This is a genomic window from Streptomyces sp. Ag109_G2-15 (assembly GCF_900215565.1).
Taxonomy (GTDB): Bacteria; Actinomycetota; Actinomycetes; order Streptomycetales; family Streptomycetaceae; genus Streptomyces; species Streptomyces diastatochromogenes.
This window is the reverse complement of the sequence record NZ_OCNI01000002.1, coordinates 265361-281789: the sequence shown is the minus strand read 5'-3', so window position 1 is coordinate 281789 and position 16429 is coordinate 265361. Positions and strand designations below refer to the sequence as shown.

Below are 16429 nucleotides of genomic sequence, written 5' to 3'. Positions count from 1 at the left end.
GACTTGCTCCACTTCGATGGTTACAACGACGTGCTGGAGACGATGTGGCCGGCGGTGACGGAGCCGATCGGCTGACTCATGGCACACCGGGGCAGCACGCACCGGCACCACGTGGTCGTCTCACCCGATGGGATGCGTGGTGGACGCACCTTCCCTTGTGTGCTTTGATCCGGCCATGGAGATAACTGGCCCGGCACGCACGGTGCTGCTCGACCCGTTCTGGGTGAGCCGCCGCGCCGACCAGTTCGACCAGGTCTGTTGCTGACCGTCGTTCGACGGCCCCTGATCTCGACCTCTCTCGACTTGCGACTCGCCTCGGCACACCACGCCACCGACAACCGGCCGCGTCGGTAGGGCACTTGTGTTGCCGTAGTCGGTCCGCTGCTGCCGCGAAGGAACACCCATGGCCCAGCCCACGGCCCTGCCCGTCATCGACATCTCCCGCTTCCGCGCCCCGCACACCGACCGCGACACCTTCCTCGCCGAACTCCGGTCCGCCGCCCACGAGGTGGGCTTCTTCTACGTCACCGGGCACGGTGTTGCCGCATCGCTCAGAGACGAGGTGCTGAACGCGGCCCGCGCCTTCTTCGCGCTGCCGGAGCAGGCACGGCTGGAGATCGAGAACGTCAACTCACCGCAGTTCCGCGGCTACACGCGTACGGGGACCGAGTACACGGCGGGCAGTGCCGACTGGCGCGAGCAGATCGACATCGGCCCGGAGCGTGAGGCACTGGACACCGGCCCGGACGATCCCGACTACCTGCGCCTCGTCGGGCCAAACCAATGGCCTTCCGCGATACCGGAGTTGAGGGACGTCGTGCTGCGCTGGCAGGCGGAGGCGCTGCGCGTGAGCCGTGAGGTCCTCCGGGCTCTGGCGGCCGCGCTCGGGCAGGACGAGGGCTACTTCGACCAGTGGTTCGACGACGAGGCGGCCGTACACGTGAAGATCGTGCACTACCCGCCGCGCGCGGCCGCGCACGCCGACCAGGGAGTGGGCGCGCACAAGGACTACGGCTATCTCGCCCTGTTGCAGCAGGACGAGGTCGGTGGGCTGCAGGTGCGGCGCGAGGACGGCGAGTGGATCGCCGCCTCGCCTGTGCCGGACGCCTTCGTGTTCAACATCGGCGAGATGCTGGAGATCGCCACCCAGGGCTATCTGAGGGCCACGCAGCACCGGGTCGTCAGCCCACAGCCGGGCGTCCACCGCTACTCCATCCCCTTCTTCCTCGGCCCGCGCCTCGACGCGGTCGTCAAGCCGCTGCAGTTGCCGCCGGAACTGGCGGCGCGCAGCCGAGGTGTCACCGACGACCCGGACAACCCGCTCCTGGCGGCCTTCGGGGAGAACGCCGTGATCGGCTGGCTCCGCTCGCATCCACGGGTCGCCGATCGCTGGTGGCCCGATGTTGTCGCGAGGAGGGAGAGCGGTCGATGACCACTGAACGTCAGGCCGGCGGCTGGGAGTTCGAGACGCGCCAGGTGCACGCGGGTGCCGTACCCGATCCGGCCACCGGCGCGCGGGCCGTGCCGATCCACCAGACCACCAGCTACGTCTACCGCGACACCGCGCACGCCGCCGCGGCCTTCGAACTGGCCGACCTCACCACCCACGCCTACACCCGCCTGTCGAACCCGACCACCGCCGTGGCCGAGGAGCGCATCGCCTCCCTGGAGGGCGGTTCGGCGGCGGTCGCCGTGGCCAGCGGCCAGGCCGCGACCTCGCTCGCGCTGCTGAACCTGGCCCGCACGGGGGACCACATCGTCGCCTCCTCCTCCCTCTACGGCGGCACCCGCACCCTCCTCGAGCACACGTTCGCCGACTTCGGTATCTCGGTCACCTTCGTCGACGACCCGGACGACCTCAGAGCCTGGCGTGCCGCCGTACGGCCCGGCACCAAGGCCCTGTTCGGCGAGAGCATCGGCAACCCGCGCGGCAACGTGCTCGACATCGAGGCCGTCGCCCAGGTCGCGCACGACGCCGGAGTGCCGCTGGTGATCGACAACACGGTGCTCACGCCCTACCTGTTGCGGCCCATCGAGCACGGCGCCGACATCGTCGTGCACTCCACCACCAAGTTCCTGTCCGGCCACGGCACCGGCATCGGCGGGGTCGTCGTCGACAGCGGGCACTTCGACTTCGGTGCCGACCCCGACCGGTGGCCCGGACTGACCCGCCCGGACCCGACCTACAACGGGCTGTCCTTCTGGGACTCCTTCTCCGACCTGGGCCTCGCGTACGCGCTGCGCCTGCGCACCCGGCTGGTCCGGGATCTGGGACCGGCCGTCTCGCCGTTCAACAGTTTCCTGCTTCTCCAAGGCCTCGAGACGCTCAGTCTGCGCATCGAACGGCACGTCGCCAACGCCCAGGTGCTGGCCGAGTGGCTCGAGCAGCGGCCGCAGGTCTCGCAGGTGCACTACGCCGGACTGCCCTCCAGCCCGTGGCAGGCCGGGGCCAAGCGTTACCTGCCGCGCGGCGCCGGCGCGGTCCTCGCCTTCGAACTCGCGGACGGCCTGGAGGCGGGCCGGCGCTTCGTCGAAGGCGTCCGGCTCTTCAGCCACCTCGCGAACATCGGCGACGTACGCAGTCTCGTCATCCACCCCGCCTCCACCACCCACGCCCAGCTGGACGCCCGTCAGCAGGCCGCGGCCGGTGTCACGCCCGGCCTGGTGCGGCTGTCGGTCGGGATCGAGGGGGTCGACGACCTCATCGCCGACCTCGAAGCGGGCCTGAGGGCCGCCGCCGTATGAAGCACCTCCGTCAGCACCCACACACCCGAGGAGCACCATCCGCCATGCGCCGCAGAACCGCCGTCCGGCTCGCCGCCATCGCAGTACTCGCCGGCCTGGCCACGACCGCCTGCGGCACCGGCTCGGCCGACGACCCGGCGAACGCCGGACAGACCAACCAGGCCGCCGAACCGTCCGCCATCGACACCGATGCCACTGTCGACATACGCCTCGTGCTGGAACCGACCAGCCTCGACATCGCCTCCACGGCGGGCGCGGCGCTCGACCAGATCCTGCTCGACAACATCTACCAGGGCCTGCTGACCCGCGACGAGGACAACAAGATCAAGCCGAGTCTGGCCACCTCGTACGGCACGTCGTCCGACGGGCTCACCTACACCTTCCACCTCGCGAAGAACGCGACCTTCCACGACGGCACCAAGGTCACCGCCGCCGACGCCGTCTGGTCGCTCGAGCAGGTCACCGCGGCCGGTTCGAAGAACCCCGACGCGACGGCGCTCGCATCGGTGGAGAGCGTGTCCGCCTCCGACGACCACACCGTGGTCGTCAGGCTCAAGCACCGCGACACCGGCTTCACCTGGAGCCTGACCGGACGGGCGGGCATCGTCTTCAAGAAGGGGACGGACTTGTCCGCGCCGGCCGGCAAGGAGAACGGCACGGGTCCCTTCAAGCTCAGCGCCTGGAAACGCGGCTCCTCCATCACCTTCGTCCGCAACGACGCCTACTGGGGCAGGAAGGCGAAGGTCGCGAAGGTCGTCTTCCACTACATCAAGGACGCCAACGCGGCCAACAACGCCCAGCAGACGGGCCAGACCGACATCGAAACGGCAGCGCAGGCGGACCTGCTCCAGCCCTTCTCCGACAAGACCAGGTACGCGGTGCTGCGCGGCGACACCACCGACAAGTTCACGCTCGCGTTGAACAACGCCTCGGGCCCGACCAAGGACGTCCGGGTGCGCCGCGCCATCCGTCAGGCCATCGACAACGCCGGGCTCATCAAGATTCTCGGCGGCGCCGCCGTACCGGTCGGCGGGCCCATCCCGCCCACCGATCCCGGTTACGAGAACCTCACCTCGATCGACGCCTACAACCCGGACAACGCCAAGAAGCTGCTGAAGCAGGCCGGTCACGGCAGCGGCCTCAAGCTCACGGTACAGATCCCCAACATCTACCCGGCCGAGATCGGCGACTATCTCGCCTCCCAGCTCAAACAGGTGGGCGTCCGACTCACCGTGCGCCAGGTCGAGTTCCAGGCCTGGCTCGACGCCGTCTACACCAAGCACGACTACCAGCTCAGCGTCGTCGACCACGCCGAAGCCCGCGACCTGAACAACTTCGCCAACCCCGGCTACTACTTCGGCTACGACAACACGCATGTCCAGAAGTGGTACGCCGCCGCGCAGACCGCCGCCGGCGACTCCCAACGGGACGCGCTCCTGAAGAAGGCGGCCCGGCGGGTCTCCGAGGACGCCGCCGCGGACTGGCTGTTCGTCAACCAGACCCTCACCGTCGTACGCAGCGGAGTCACCGGCGTGCCGCGCAACTTCACCAGCAATCGCTACAACCTCGCGGACCTCGCCGTGGCGAAGAAGTGAGGCTCGCGTGACCCTGTATCTGCTGCGCCGGGCCGGACTCCTGTTGGTCTCCCTGTTCGCCGCCAGTGTGCTGATCTTCCTCGTGCTGCGGCTGCTGCCCGGCGACGTCGCCCAGACCATCGGCGGCATCAAGGCCACCCCGGCCCAGGTCGCGGCCGTCCGCCACGACCTGGGCCTGGACCGTCCACTCGTCGCGCAGTACGGAAGCTGGATCGGCGGAGTGGTGACCGGAGACCTCGGCCGGTCGGCCCTCGACGGCACGTCGGTGTCCGGGCAGCTCGCCGAGAAGTTCGCCGTGACCGGGCCGCTGGCCGTGGGCGCCGTCGTCCTCGCGCTCGCCTTCGCCGTGCCGCTGGGCGTCCTCGCGGCCGTACACCGCGACTCCCGGCTCGGCGGCGCGGTCAACGCCTTCGGGCAGCTCGGAATCGCGCTGCCGACCCTGTGGGTCGGACTGCTGCTCGTCGTGGTGTTCGCGGTCCAGGTCCGATGGCTGCCCGCCCAAGGGTTCCCTGTCGACGGCTGGGACGAGCCCGGGCAGGCGCTCCGCAGCCTCGTCCTGCCCTGGCTGGCGCTGGCTCTTTCCGAGGGCGCCGTACTGCTGAGGTTCGTGCGGTCCGCCGTGCTGGACGTCCTGCACCAGGACTGGCTGCGAACCGCCCGGGCCAAGGGCCACACCCGCACGGGCGCGCTGGTGCGGCACGGGCTGCGCAACGCGGCGGTGCCGGTGGTGTCGGTGCTCGGGCTGCAGATCGCCGCGCTGGTCGCGGGGGCGGTCGTAGTGGAGCAGGTCTTCGTCCTTCCAGGCGTGGGCCAGATGCTGATCACGGATGTCGGCAACCGGGATCTGGACAAGGTGCAGGGCGAGATCCTGCTGCTCACGGGGGCGGTGCTGGTCGTCGGGACCCTCGTGGACCTCGTGCACCGGTTGATCGATCCGAGGCTGCGGAGCGCTGTATGAAGGTCCCTCTCAAGGTCCCCCTCGTCGTCCGGGCGCTGCTGCGGAGCCGCAGTGGCTTCGCCGGCTCGGTCCTCGTCGGCCTGCTCGTGCTGTCCGCCCTGCTCTCCCTCGTCTGGACGCCGTACGACCCCACGCTCGTGCGTCCGCAGGACAGCTGGCTGCTGCCGCTTTCCGGCGGCCACGTCCTCGGGACGGACCGCCTGGGCCGGGACGAGCTCAGCCAATTGCTCACCGGGGCCCGCAGCACCCTGCGGACGGCCCTGCTCGCGGCGGCCGTCGCGGCCGTCGTAGGGCTCGCCCTGGCGCTCGCCGCGGTCCTCGTACCGCGCTGGATCGGAGCCGCGGTGGTCCAGTTCACGGACGTGCTGATCGCGTTCCCCGTTCTGTTGATCGCGATGATCCTCACCGCGGTGTACGGCGGCTCCACCTGGACAACGGTCACCGCGATCGGCCTCGGGGCGGGCGTCAATGTCGCCCGGGTCGCCCGTGCCGAAGCGGGGCGGGTGCTGGGCACCGACTACGTTCTGGCCGCCCACGCCGCCGGGTCCGGGATCTGGCGCACCGTCCGCAAGCACCTGCTGCCGAATATCGCGCCCACGCTCATCGTGCAGCTCTCGCTCGTGCTGTCCGTGGCCGTGCTCGCCGAAGCCGCCCTGTCGTTCCTCGGGTTCGGTGCTCCGGCCCCCGCGGTCACCTGGGGGCGCATGCTGCACGAGCAGCAGCAGTACATCGCCGCCCGCCCGCTCCTCGTGATCTGGCCGGGCCTGGCCGTCGCCGCCTGCGTGCTCGGCTTCAACCTGCTCGGGGACGGACTGCGCGAGGCCACGGATGCGCGCTTGAGGGCTCGGGAGGTGCCGGCGTGAGCCTGTTGAACATCACCGACCTGAGTGTGCGGATCGGCGGGACGACCGTCGTCGACGAGGTCGGCCTGGAGCTGGCTCCCGGTGAACGTCTCGCGCTGATCGGCGAGTCCGGTTCGGGCAAGTCCCTCACCGCCCTCGCCGTCATGGGACTTCTGCCGGTCGGCGCGGAGGCCGGCGGCAGCATCCGGCTCGGCGGCGAGGAACTCCTCGGCCTCGGCGACCGGGAGCTGTCCCGGCTGCGCGGCGAGCGCATGGCGATGGTCTTCCAGGAGCCCATGAGCGCGCTCAACCCGCTGATGCGCATCGGAAAGCAACTCGCCGAACCCCTGCGGCTGCACCGCGGGCTGAACCGGCGCAGGGCCGCGGCCGCTGCCGTCGAACTCGCCGCACAGGTGGGACTGCCGGACCCGGAACTCATCGTCCGCTCCTGGCCGCACCAGCTCTCGGGGGGACAGCGGCAGCGCGTCGGCCTGGCCATGGCACTCGCCACCCGCCCGGAGCTGCTCATCGCCGACGAACCCACCACCGCCCTCGACGTCACCGTCCAGGCCGACATGCTGCGACTGCTGGACGACCTCGTCCAACAGCACGGCACCGCACTGCTGTTCATCAGTCACGACCTCGCCGTGGTCGCCCAGCTGTGCGCACGTGCCGCCGTACTCGAGCACGGGCGACTCGTCGAGGAAGGCGCCACCGACACCCTCGTACGCGCTCCCCGGCACCCCTACACACAACGGCTCGTGGAAGCCGCCCGAGCGACGGGCTGGGACACCCCGGAGGTCGCGCGATGACAACGCTACTCAAGGCCACCGGCCTCAGCCGCAGCTTCCGGCTGCCGCGCACCTCGCTGTTCGCGCCGGCTCTCTTCCGTCACGCCGTACAGGACGTGTCGCTGGAGCTGAGGGAGGGCAAGAGCCTCGGGATCGTGGGGGAGTCGGGCTCGGGGAAGTCGACGCTCGCCCGGCTCCTGCTCGCACTGGACCGGCCCGACGCAGGAACGGTGCACTACCGGGGCCGGGACGTACGGCCGGGTGTGCCACGCAAGCTCACTTGGTACCGGCGCGAGGTCCAGGTCGTGCTCCAGGACCCGAGGGGCTCGCTCGATCCACGCTCCACGGTCCGTGACATCGTCGCCGAGCCACTGGAATGCCTGAGGCTGCCGGGCGACCACGACGACCGGGTGGACGAACTGCTGCGCGCGGTCGGCCTGGACCCGTCCGCGCGCGGCCGGTATCCGCACGAGTTCTCCGGAGGGCAGCGGCAGCGCATCGCCATCGCGCGGGCGCTCGCCCCCGGGCCGAAGGTCCTCGTCGGCGACGAACCGCTCAGTGCTCTCGACGTGTCGGTGCGCGCCCAGATCCTCGCCCTCCTGAACGATCTCGCCGAGGCGTACGGCCTCACGCTGCTGCTCGTCTCCCACGACATCGGTGTCGTACGGCATCTGTGTACCGACGTGCTGGTGATGAAGGACGGCAGAGCCGTCGAACAGGGCCCGGCCGCATCGGTCCTGGCCGATCCCCGACACCCGTACACACGCCGCCTGCTGGCCGCCGTACCCCGGCTGCCCGCATGACCGTGAGGCTCACATGACAGCACAGACCGAACGCCCCCGCCGACTCACCCTGGGAGCTCTGGTGCACGGCTCCGGCGGCCACATCGCCGGCTGGGGGCACCCGGACGCCCGCCCCGACGGACAGCTCGACTTCCCCTTCCACGCCGACCTCGCCCGAACCCTCGAACGCGGCCGGTTCGACGCGCTGTTCGTCGCCGACGTCGTCGCGAGCCGGGGACACCAGCTCGACTCCCTGTCCCGCACCGGCCGTGCCGAGCACTTCGAACCGCTGACGCTGCTGGCCGCGCTTTCCCTGGTGACCGAGCACATCGGTCTCGCGGCGACGGCGACCACCACCTACAACCATCCGTTCCACATCGCCCGCAAGTTCGCCTCCCTCGACCACCTCTCCGCCGGTCGGGCCGGCTGGAACGTCGTCACGTCCGTGGCTCCGCTGGAGGCGGCGAACTTCGGCCACGACACCCACCTCGCACACGAGTTGCGCTACCGCCGCGCCGACGAGTTCGTGCAGGTCGTGAAGGCCCTCTGGGACAGCTTCGACGACGACGCGGTCGTACGGGACAAGGCGACCGGCCGCTACTACGACCCGGCCGGGCTGCGCACCCCGCACCACCGGGGCGAGCACTTCGCCGTACGAGGGCCGTTGAACATCTCCCGCGCGCCGCAGGGCCATCCGGTGCTCTTCCAGGCGGGCTCCTGCGAGACGGGACGGGAGTTCGCCGCCCGGCACGGGGAAGTCCTGTTCACGACCCAGCACGAGCTGGGCGCCGCCCAGGCCTTCTATGCCGACGTCAAGGCACGCGCCGCCGCCCACGGCCGCGACCCCGACCAGGTCCTGGTCTGGCCGGGCCTCACCCCGCTCGTCGCACCCACCGAGGCGGACGCACGGCGGCGGCTCGCCGAACTCCAGGACCTCATCCACGACGACGTCGCACGCCGCCTCGTTCAGGACCACATCGGCGACATCGACCTGACCGGCCATCCGGTGGACGGCCCGTTGCCGGACATCCCCGACACGAACCGCAGCAGGTCGCGCCGTGAGCTGTTGCTGAAGTCGGCTCATGACGAGAAATTGACGATGCGCGAGCTCGCGCATCGCCTCGCCGCCGGCTCCGTCGTCGCCGGTACGCCCGAGCAGATCGCCGACCACATCGAGACCTGGTTCCGGGCGCGTGCCGCCGACGGGTTCAACGTCTCCTTCCCCTATCTGCCCGGGCCCGCCGAGGACTTCGTGGACCACGTCGTGCCCCTGCTCCAGCAGCGCGGCCTGTTCCCCAACGCGTACGAGGGCACCACTCTGCGCGAGAACCTCGGGCTGTCGCGCCCCGTCGCCCGCGCACGACACCTCGAGGAGGCCGGACGATGAGCCGTCGCAGCGACCAGTTCCACCTCAACGCCTTCCTCAAGCCGCCGGGCGAGTACCTGGCCGCCTGGCGCCACCCGGACACCGCAGCGGACGCGGGGGTGAACATCCGGGAGGTCCTCTCCTACGCGAGGATCGCGGAAGACGCCGCCTTCGACGCGGTGTTCCTCGCCGACCTTGTCGGCGTGCCCTTCGCGGGCGAGGACGTCCTCAGCAGGGTCAGCGTCGTCAACGACTCCTTCGAACCGACGACCCTGCTGGCCGCGCTCGCCGCCGGGACCTCCCGGATCGGTCTGATCGCCACCGCGTCGACCAGCTACAACGAGCCCTATCACGTGGCCCGTACGTTCGCCTCGATCGACCACATCTCCAACGGGCGTGCCGGATGGAACGTGGTGACTTCCCTCAACGACGGGGAGGCCCAGAACTTCGGCCTCGACGCCCATCTCGACCACGCCACCCGCTACGAGCGCGCCGAAGAGTTCCACGACGTGGTGACAGGGCTCTGGGACTCCTTCGAGCTCAACATCGCCCGGCCCCCGCAGGGACACCCGGTCATCGTGCAGGCCGGTGCCTCCGAGGCGGGCAAGAACCTCGCCTCCCGCATCGCCGACGTGATCTTCTCCGGCATCAGGGACCTGGCCAAGGCCCAGGAGTTCTACACCGAGATCAAGGAACGCGCCGCCGCCCACGGCCGCGACCCGGACCACCTCAAGGTGCTCCCGGGGCTTTCGGTCGTCACCGCCCCCACCGAGTCCGAGGCCCGCGAGAAGCTGGCCCGGCTCACCGCACTCCTGCCACCGCAGGTCGCCCTGGCCGACCTCTCGTACTGGCTCGGCGGCTTCGACCTCAGCCCCTACCCGCTGGACGGCCCGCTGCCCGAACTCCCGGTCTCGAACCAGTCGCACACCGCCCAGCAACAGATCTACGAAGAGGCCCGCCGCGACAACCTCACCATCCGCGACCTCGTCCGGCGCTTCGCCGACGACGACCGCACCGTCACCGGCACCCCTGAGCAGATCGCCGACCACATCGAGGAGTGGTTCCACGGGCGCGCCGCGGACGGCTTCAACGTGATCTTCCCGTATCTGCCGGGGACCCTGAACGACTTCGCCGAGCTGGTGATACCCGAGCTGCGTCGCCGCGGCCTGTTCCGTACCCACTACACGGGCGCCACGCTGCGGGAACATCTGGGCCTTCCGCGGCCATCCCGGCACCGATAGAGGGCGCATGCTTCCCGGAGAGAGTCGTGCCGCACGGCGTGTGCTGCTGGTGTGCATGGCCGCAGGTGCGACGACCTTGCTGGACCAGGCAGTCCTGAACATCGCCGTCCCGAGCATGCGTCAGTCGATCGGGGCGAGTGCGGCGGACGTCCAGTGGATCGTGGCCGGCTACTCACTGGCCTTCGGCCTGGTCCTCGTTCCCGGTGGCAGCCTCGGTGATCTGCACGGGCGCAAGCGTCTCTTCATGGCCGCAGTGGCCGCTTTCGTCGTGGCCGGGGTGGCGGCCGCGACCGGCGGCGGGCCGGCGACCCTGATCGGCGCGCGGCTGGTGCAGGGTGCCGCGGCGGGGCTCGTCAACTCACAGGTGATCGGCACACTTCAGGATGTCTTCCACGGTCTGGACCGTGGCCGTGCGCTGGGCCTCTACGCGGTCACAGCCGGCGTTGCCTCGGCACTCGGCCCACCACTCGGCGGTGCGCTCGTCGCCGGACTCGGCGCCCAGGCGGGCTGGCGGTGCTGCCTCCTGCTGAGCTCACCGTGCGCGCTGATCACCCTGGCCCTCGCGGCCCGCTGGCTGCCACCGCCGCGGCGCACCGCCGGGAACTCCCGGCTGGATGTCATCGGCCTCGGCCTGGCCTGCGGATGCACGCTGACGTTGATGGTGCCCTTCATCAGCACCCCGGACAGCGGGTCACAGGCGCTCCTGTGGGGAGCCATGGTGTGTGTGCTCGCCGTCACCTTGGCGGTACACCAGCGCATGCGTGTGCGGAAAGGCCATCAGCCGCTCGTACATCCGGCGCTGACGTCGTCCAGACAATATGTGCTTGGCACGGCTGTCGCCATGGCCAACTTCGGTTCCTCGCTGGGCGCGTCCCTCGTGCTCACCGTCTTCCTCCAGGACGGGCTGGGCCTGTCCGCTCTGCTCACGGCGGCGGTCACCCTGCCCTCGGCGGCCGCGATGGGTGTCTCCTCGGCACTCGCCTGGCGGGTGGTGCGGCGGATCGGCCCGCGCACCGTCACCGTCGGCCTCACACTGGGAACCGCCGCCGCCTTGGCGGGCGCGGTGGTCGCACTCTCCGTACCGGCTGCGGGGCTTCCGATGGCGTTGGCCGGAACGCAGCTGATGGCCGGCGTCGCCGGAGGGCTCAGCGTGTCACCCAACCAGACCGAGGTGCTGCGGCACACGCCCGCAGAAGCTGCCGGAGTGGGCGGCGGCATCCTGCAGATGGCCCAGCGCATCGCGGCGGCCGTCTGCCTCAGCGCCGTCTCGGCGGTCTATCTGCACTCCGCTTCCAGGTCGCCGGGGGACAGCGGCCCTCGGGGCGCGTATGCACTGGCCTCCTGTGTCTGCGCCGGCCTGCTCACTCTGGCCCTGGTGCTGTCGTTGCTGCGCCGGGCCGCCACGCCACGACGCCCGTCAGCACCTGCGTCGGGGAAGCACGCGCGTGCTGCCCCCGCTTCCGTCATCGTCGACCGGGACCGGCCGCCTCGACACCGGAGCGGCGGTGGCCTTGTGGATCCGTGAGGCGGGCTGCTGATCAATGCGCCTGGGCGGTCCCGAGGAGCCGGGGCCGCAGCAGGGCGGCACCGGATTCCGCGGCCAGTCTGCGAGAGTGCGCAGCCCGGGGTGGACGACGCGCAGGGCTTCGATGCCGGCGTGCCAGCGCGCGCCCGCTGCCCACCGCTCCCTGACCTGGGCGATCTCGGGGTTGAGCGCTGTGGCTTCGGCGTGGGTGAGCTGCTCGTAGCGCATGGTGACACCGGTGGCTTCACTGATCGCGGCGACGGCTTCGGTCGGAGTGAGGGCGTCCCCGGCGAGCTCCAGCGTCCGCCCGGCGAACCGGTCCGGCCGGTCGCCGTCGATGCCGAAGAGCGGCGACGCGAGATGGTTCGCCATGAATCGCACCAGGCGCAGCACGGACACCGACCTCGGCGTGGACGCGACTCCGGTGAACACGACGTGTTCGACTCCCGCGGCCACCGCGGCATCGGCCAGAGCACGGCCGCGGACGAATTCCCGCTCCACGTCGGAACCGGCCGGACCGAACGCCGGCGAGATCGCACGGCAGGCGGGGGTCGGCGCCGGCAAGGTGTACCGGCACCCCAGCAAGGAGATCCTGCTCGAGGCGGTACTCGTCCGGCATCTCGACGACCTGGTCGGCGGACACGAGTTGGCCGCGCCCGAGCCCTCGGCGCGTCCGCACGACGCTTCCACCAGGTGCTGGACGAGCTGCTCCGCGCGGCTCAGCAGGCGGGCGGGGTCCGAACCGAGCGCAGGAGCAGGCGGATCGCTCAGTGGCCGTCGGCCGGAGCAGGCGCCGCGCGCAGGCGGAAGCCGACGCCTCGCTCCGTGGTGAGCAGGGCCGCGGCGCGTGGTCCGAGCTTGCGGCGGATGCGGTGGATGTGGAGGTCGACGGAGCGGCTGCGGCTGCCGTCCCATTCGCCCAGGCCCGTGCGCAGGTCCTCCCGGGGTATCACGCGGCCGTTGCCGCGCAGGAGTGCGGTGAGCAGCCGGAACTCCAGCGGGGTCAGGGCGACGGGAGCGCCGTCGACCAGCATGCGCTGCCCGCCGGGGTCCAAGCTGATCGGAGACGGCGCGGCGGCCACGTACGAGCCGGGCATCGTGCCGCCGGGCACCATCGGCAGTCCCGCGGCGCGCCAGGCCTCGTAGCCGCCGATGATGTCGGTGGCCCGCAGCAGGCCGAGGTCGTGCAGCCCGGCGGCGGCCATGCTCGACATGTAGCCCTGGGAGCACACGATGACGGCGCGCAGGGAGTGGTCGGCGGCCTCCTCGATGCGCCAGGTGCTGCAGGGGTCGAGTCGCCACTCCAGCACGTTCCGGTCCATCACGAGGGAGCCGGGGATCTCGCCCTCCGCCCGGCGCGCCATGTCCGACCGGACGTCCACCAGCAGGGCACCGTCGGCGAGTTCGCGGGCCGCGTCCTCGGGCGTGAGCCGGTCCAGGCGTGTGCGGGCCCGGGCCAGCAGGTCGTCGATCGACGGGTGATCGGTGTCAGGTGCGCTGCCCGGAAGCCCTTCGGGCCGTATGTGCGCCGGTGACTGCATCGCGAGCAACTCCTGTGTCGTGCCTGGGAGACGGCCGGTGGTCGTCGGAACCGGGGCGGCGACAGCCGGCGGCGAGGCGCGACGGCGTGCGGGAGTCGGTCATGCCGGAAGTTTACGGGCGGAGTTTTACGGCGGAGTTTCTCGATTCTGAAACAAGTCCCGCATTGTCTGGCGTCGATCTCCGCTGTTATCAATGAGTCGTGACCGCGAACACGCCGCTGACCCGAAGGATCCACGTGGATCTGCTGCGCGTCGGCACGTGCGCCTGTCCGCGGCGCTGAGGCGTTCCCCCCATCGCGCGCGGCCCGCCGAGGCCGCGCTCATACGGCGCCGAACACGGTCGCCGCTCTTCTGACGGCCCCCGGCCTTCCCTCGCCCCGCTCCCGCCCGTGTACAGCTCCCCCTGGTTGTGCCGTGCCGCCGGTCATTCCCTGGAGACCTCCCATGCCTGCATCCCATCCCGACGCGCTCCCGCAGCACTGGCAGGACGTCCTGCCCGCCGGACCCTCCCGCCGCGGCTTCCTCACCCTGGCCGGCGGCAGTGCTCTGGCCGCCCTGCTCGCGGCCTGCGCCCCGAGCGCCGAGGACGACGCGTCGGCCGGAACGAAGGCCTCGGCCACGGGCCCGGCCAAGCGCGGCGGAACCCTCCGCGTGGGCACTCCGCCACCGCCCACCGCCGTCGACCCGGTGACCGCGTACGACGGCAGCGCGATCGCCCTCTACCAGCTCGTCGCCGAGTACCTGATCTGGCTGGACAAGGACTTCAAGCTGGTACCGCGGCTCGCCACCAAGTGGACCTCGGACTCGTCCGGCCGCAAGTGGACCTTCACCCTGCGCGAGGGCGTCACCTTCTCCGACGGCACGAGGCTCGACGCCGCCACGGTGAAGGCGTCCTTCGACCGGCTCCTCGACCCGAAGAACAAGTCGGCCGCGCTGTCCGCCTTCGACACCGTCCTCAGGGCGGGCGGCGTGAGCATCCAGGGCGACTCGACCGTGGTCTTCACCCTGGAACGCCCATTCTCCGACTTCCCGTACCTGGTCTCGGCCGGCAACTACAACGCGGTGATCCTGAAGAAGGACTACGCCGGCGACTTCACCAAGCACGGCATCGGGACGGGCCCGTTCACGCTCAAGTCGTACGACGTGTCCGCGGGCGCCTCCTTCGTCCGCAACCCCAAGTACTGGGACAGCCCCAAGCCCTACCTCGACGGCGTGGAGGTGAAGTTCTACGCCGACGACCAGGCCGACCTCGTGGCCCTGCAGTCCGGTGACATCGACGCCCAGTTCCTCAGCCGGCCCGCGCTCGTCGAACCCCTGGGGAACAGCGGCGGCATCGCGGTCGACAAGGTCAAGGGCACCGGTGTCACCGTCCTCACCCTCCGCGTGGACAAGGCGCCCTTCAACCGCAAGGAGGTCCGCCAGGCCGTCGCCTACGCCCTCGACCGGCCCGCCGTGCGCCAGGCTGCCGGCAGTGGACTGGGCGACCTCGGCAACGACCACCTGTTCGCGCCGCTGTTCCCGGCCGCACCCACCGACATCCCGCAGCGCGCCAAGGACAAGGCGAAGGTCGCCGAACTCCTCAAGACGGCCGGCCTGGACAGCCTGCGCTTCACGCTCACCTTCGACCCGCCCAACAAGGACTACGCGGTCACCGTCCAGAGCCAGTTGAAGGAGGTCGGCATCACGGTCGACCTCGACCAGCGCTCCTCGAAGGAGTTCTACGGCGGCGACCAGGCCAAGGACACGCCCTGGCTGTTCACCACCGCCAACCTGGTCGGCTGGGCGGGCAGAGCCGTGCCGAGCCAGTTCATCATCCCCATGGTGAAGAGCAACGGTGTCTGGAACGGCTCCAAGTACGCCGACAAGGCCCTCGACGCGGCCGCTGAGGCCTATGACGCCGCCACCAGCGACGCCGAGCGTCGCAAGCAGGCGGAGATCATCGCCAAGACCCTCTACGAGGACGTGCCGATCGTCATCGCGTACTGGAGCGGCGCGGCGCGCGCCTACAGCAGCGGCAGGTTCCGGGGCGTCGAGGCCCACCCCAGCCAGTACGTCGACTTCACCACCGTCTCCCGGGTCTGAACCATGACCCGGTTTCTGCTGCGCCGCCTCGCCGCGATCCCGCTGACTCTGCTGGGGGTCTCGTTTCTGGTGTTCCTCGCCACGCAGGTGCTGCCCGGTGACGTCGCCCGGACTGTGCTGGGCCGCGAGGCCTCCGACGGTTCGGTGCGGGCCCTCCATCACGAACTCGGCCTGGACCGGCCGCTCGCTGTGCAGTACGGCAGCTGGCTGGGGCACTTCGTCACCGGGGACTGGGGCACGTCGTACACACTGCACGTGCCTGTTCGCGGGCTGCTGCTGGAGCGGCTGGGGCACTCGCTGTTCCTGGCGGTGTTCGCGTTCCTGCTGCTGGTGCCGGTCGCGCTCACCCTCGGGGTCGTCGCGGGGCTCTACCACGGGCGGGCGCTGGACCGGACGATCACCTCCACGACCCTGGCGCTGGGTGCGACACCGGAGTTCGTGACCGGGGTCGTCCTGCTGGTGGTGTTCTCCGTGCAGCTTCGCTGGCTGCCCGCGTCCGCGCAGGCCCAGGCCGGAGCCGACGGCCTGGGACAGACCCTGTGGCACCTGCTGCTGCCGGCGATCTCGCTGGTGCTGGTGTGCACCGGCTACGTCGCCCGGCACGTGCGCGCCAGCACCATCGCCGTGGTCGAGGGCCCGTACGTGCGAGCGGCCCGGCTGCGGGGTGCCGGCTCCGCCCGGATCGTCGTACGGCACGTGCTGCGCAATGCCACGGTGCCGGCCACCAGCGCCCTCGGCGTCCAGCTGCAGTACCTGCTCGGCGGCATCGTCGTGGTCGAACTTCTCTTCAACTACCCAGGAGCCGGAGCCCTGTTGCTGCAGTCGGCCCAGGACAAGGACCTGCCGACGCTCCAGGCGAGCGCGATGGTGCTGGGCGTTCTGTACATGGTGGTCGTGCTGCTCGCCGACGTGGTCTACCGGTTGCTGGATCCGCGTATACGCCTTGGGGGTGCGGCTTGAT

At 70.7% G+C, this 16429-nt stretch carries 15 protein-coding genes; 13 read left to right on the top strand and 2 right to left on the bottom strand.

What is annotated here, in order from left to right; genetic code table 11:
• The first annotated feature begins 403 nt into the window (after positions 1–403).
• From CRP49_RS37790 to CRP49_RS37745, 10 genes are read left to right on the top strand one after another with little or no spacing between them, the layout of a single operon-like run.
• Positions 404–1432: an isopenicillin N synthase family oxygenase gene (locus CRP49_RS37790; RefSeq protein WP_097257930.1), complete on the top strand. Its 1029-nt coding sequence runs from the start codon at positions 404–406 to the stop codon at positions 1430–1432.
• Complete coding sequence (locus tag CRP49_RS37785) at positions 1429–2745, top strand: bifunctional o-acetylhomoserine/o-acetylserine sulfhydrylase (RefSeq protein ID WP_097257929.1); 1317 nt, start codon at positions 1429–1431, stop codon at positions 2743–2745. The genes CRP49_RS37790 and CRP49_RS37785 overlap by 4 nt, the downstream gene beginning before the upstream one ends.
• A 44-nt stretch (positions 2746–2789) precedes the next feature.
• Positions 2790–4340, top strand: a complete 1551-nt coding sequence (locus CRP49_RS37780) for an ABC transporter substrate-binding protein (RefSeq protein WP_097257928.1) — start codon at positions 2790–2792, stop codon at positions 4338–4340.
• 7 nt (positions 4341–4347) lie between these two features.
• Positions 4348–5298 carry an ABC transporter permease gene (locus CRP49_RS37775; protein WP_097257927.1) on the top strand — a complete coding sequence of 317 codons (951 nt, stop codon included), beginning with the start codon at positions 4348–4350 and terminating at the stop codon, positions 5296–5298.
• Complete coding sequence (locus tag CRP49_RS37770; protein ID WP_097257926.1) at positions 5295–6161, top strand: ABC transporter permease; 867 nt, start codon at positions 5295–5297, stop codon at positions 6159–6161. The genes CRP49_RS37775 and CRP49_RS37770 overlap by 4 nt, the downstream gene beginning before the upstream one ends.
• Positions 6158–6952, top strand: a complete 795-nt coding sequence (locus tag CRP49_RS37765) for an ABC transporter ATP-binding protein (RefSeq protein WP_097257925.1) — start codon at positions 6158–6160, stop codon at positions 6950–6952. The genes CRP49_RS37770 and CRP49_RS37765 overlap by 4 nt, the downstream gene beginning before the upstream one ends.
• Complete coding sequence (locus tag CRP49_RS37760) at positions 6949–7734, top strand: ABC transporter ATP-binding protein (RefSeq protein WP_097257924.1); 786 nt, start codon at positions 6949–6951, stop codon at positions 7732–7734. The genes CRP49_RS37765 and CRP49_RS37760 overlap by 4 nt, the downstream gene beginning before the upstream one ends.
• A gap of 13 nt (positions 7735–7747) precedes the next feature.
• Complete coding sequence (locus CRP49_RS37755) at positions 7748–9100, top strand: LLM class flavin-dependent oxidoreductase (protein WP_097257923.1); 1353 nt, start codon at positions 7748–7750, stop codon at positions 9098–9100.
• Positions 9097–10320 (top strand): LLM class flavin-dependent oxidoreductase, encoded by a 1224-nt coding sequence (locus CRP49_RS37750; RefSeq protein WP_097257922.1) that lies wholly within the window; start codon positions 9097–9099, stop codon positions 10318–10320. The genes CRP49_RS37755 and CRP49_RS37750 overlap by 4 nt, the downstream gene beginning before the upstream one ends.
• A 7-nt stretch (positions 10321–10327) precedes the next feature.
• Complete coding sequence (locus tag CRP49_RS37745; RefSeq protein ID WP_179851972.1) at positions 10328–11845, top strand: MFS transporter; 1518 nt, start codon at positions 10328–10330, stop codon at positions 11843–11845.
• On the opposite strand, the gene CRP49_RS37740 is transcribed toward CRP49_RS37745, so the two are convergent.
• Both CRP49_RS37740 and CRP49_RS48950 read right to left on the bottom strand, forming a co-directional pair.
• The gene (locus CRP49_RS37740) at positions 11738–12409 is read right to left on the bottom strand and encodes a hypothetical protein (protein ID WP_097257920.1); all 672 of its coding nucleotides are present in this window, start codon (positions 12407–12409) and stop codon (positions 11738–11740) included. The genes CRP49_RS37745 and CRP49_RS37740 overlap by 108 nt on opposite strands.
• Before the next feature lie 203 nt (positions 12410–12612).
• Positions 12613–13386: a winged helix-turn-helix domain-containing protein gene (locus tag CRP49_RS48950; RefSeq protein ID WP_101375599.1), complete on the bottom strand. Its 774-nt coding sequence runs from the start codon at positions 13384–13386 to the stop codon at positions 12613–12615.
• A 200-nt stretch (positions 13387–13586) separates the two neighbouring features.
• Between CRP49_RS48950 and CRP49_RS49420 the strand changes: the two genes are divergently transcribed.
• The 3 genes from CRP49_RS49420 (at position 13587) to CRP49_RS37720 (ending at position 16428) form a co-directional block, all read left to right on the top strand.
• Complete coding sequence (locus CRP49_RS49420; RefSeq protein ID WP_373560442.1) at positions 13587–13667, top strand: putative leader peptide; 81 nt, start codon at positions 13587–13589, stop codon at positions 13665–13667.
• 163 nt (positions 13668–13830) lie between these two features.
• Complete coding sequence (locus tag CRP49_RS37725; RefSeq protein WP_097257919.1) at positions 13831–15468, top strand: ABC transporter substrate-binding protein; 1638 nt, start codon at positions 13831–13833, stop codon at positions 15466–15468.
• A gap of 3 nt (positions 15469–15471) precedes the next feature.
• Entirely contained in the window at positions 15472–16428 is a 957-nt protein-coding gene (locus CRP49_RS37720; protein ID WP_097257918.1) for an ABC transporter permease, read from the top strand.
• Position 16429 lies beyond the last annotated feature (1 nt).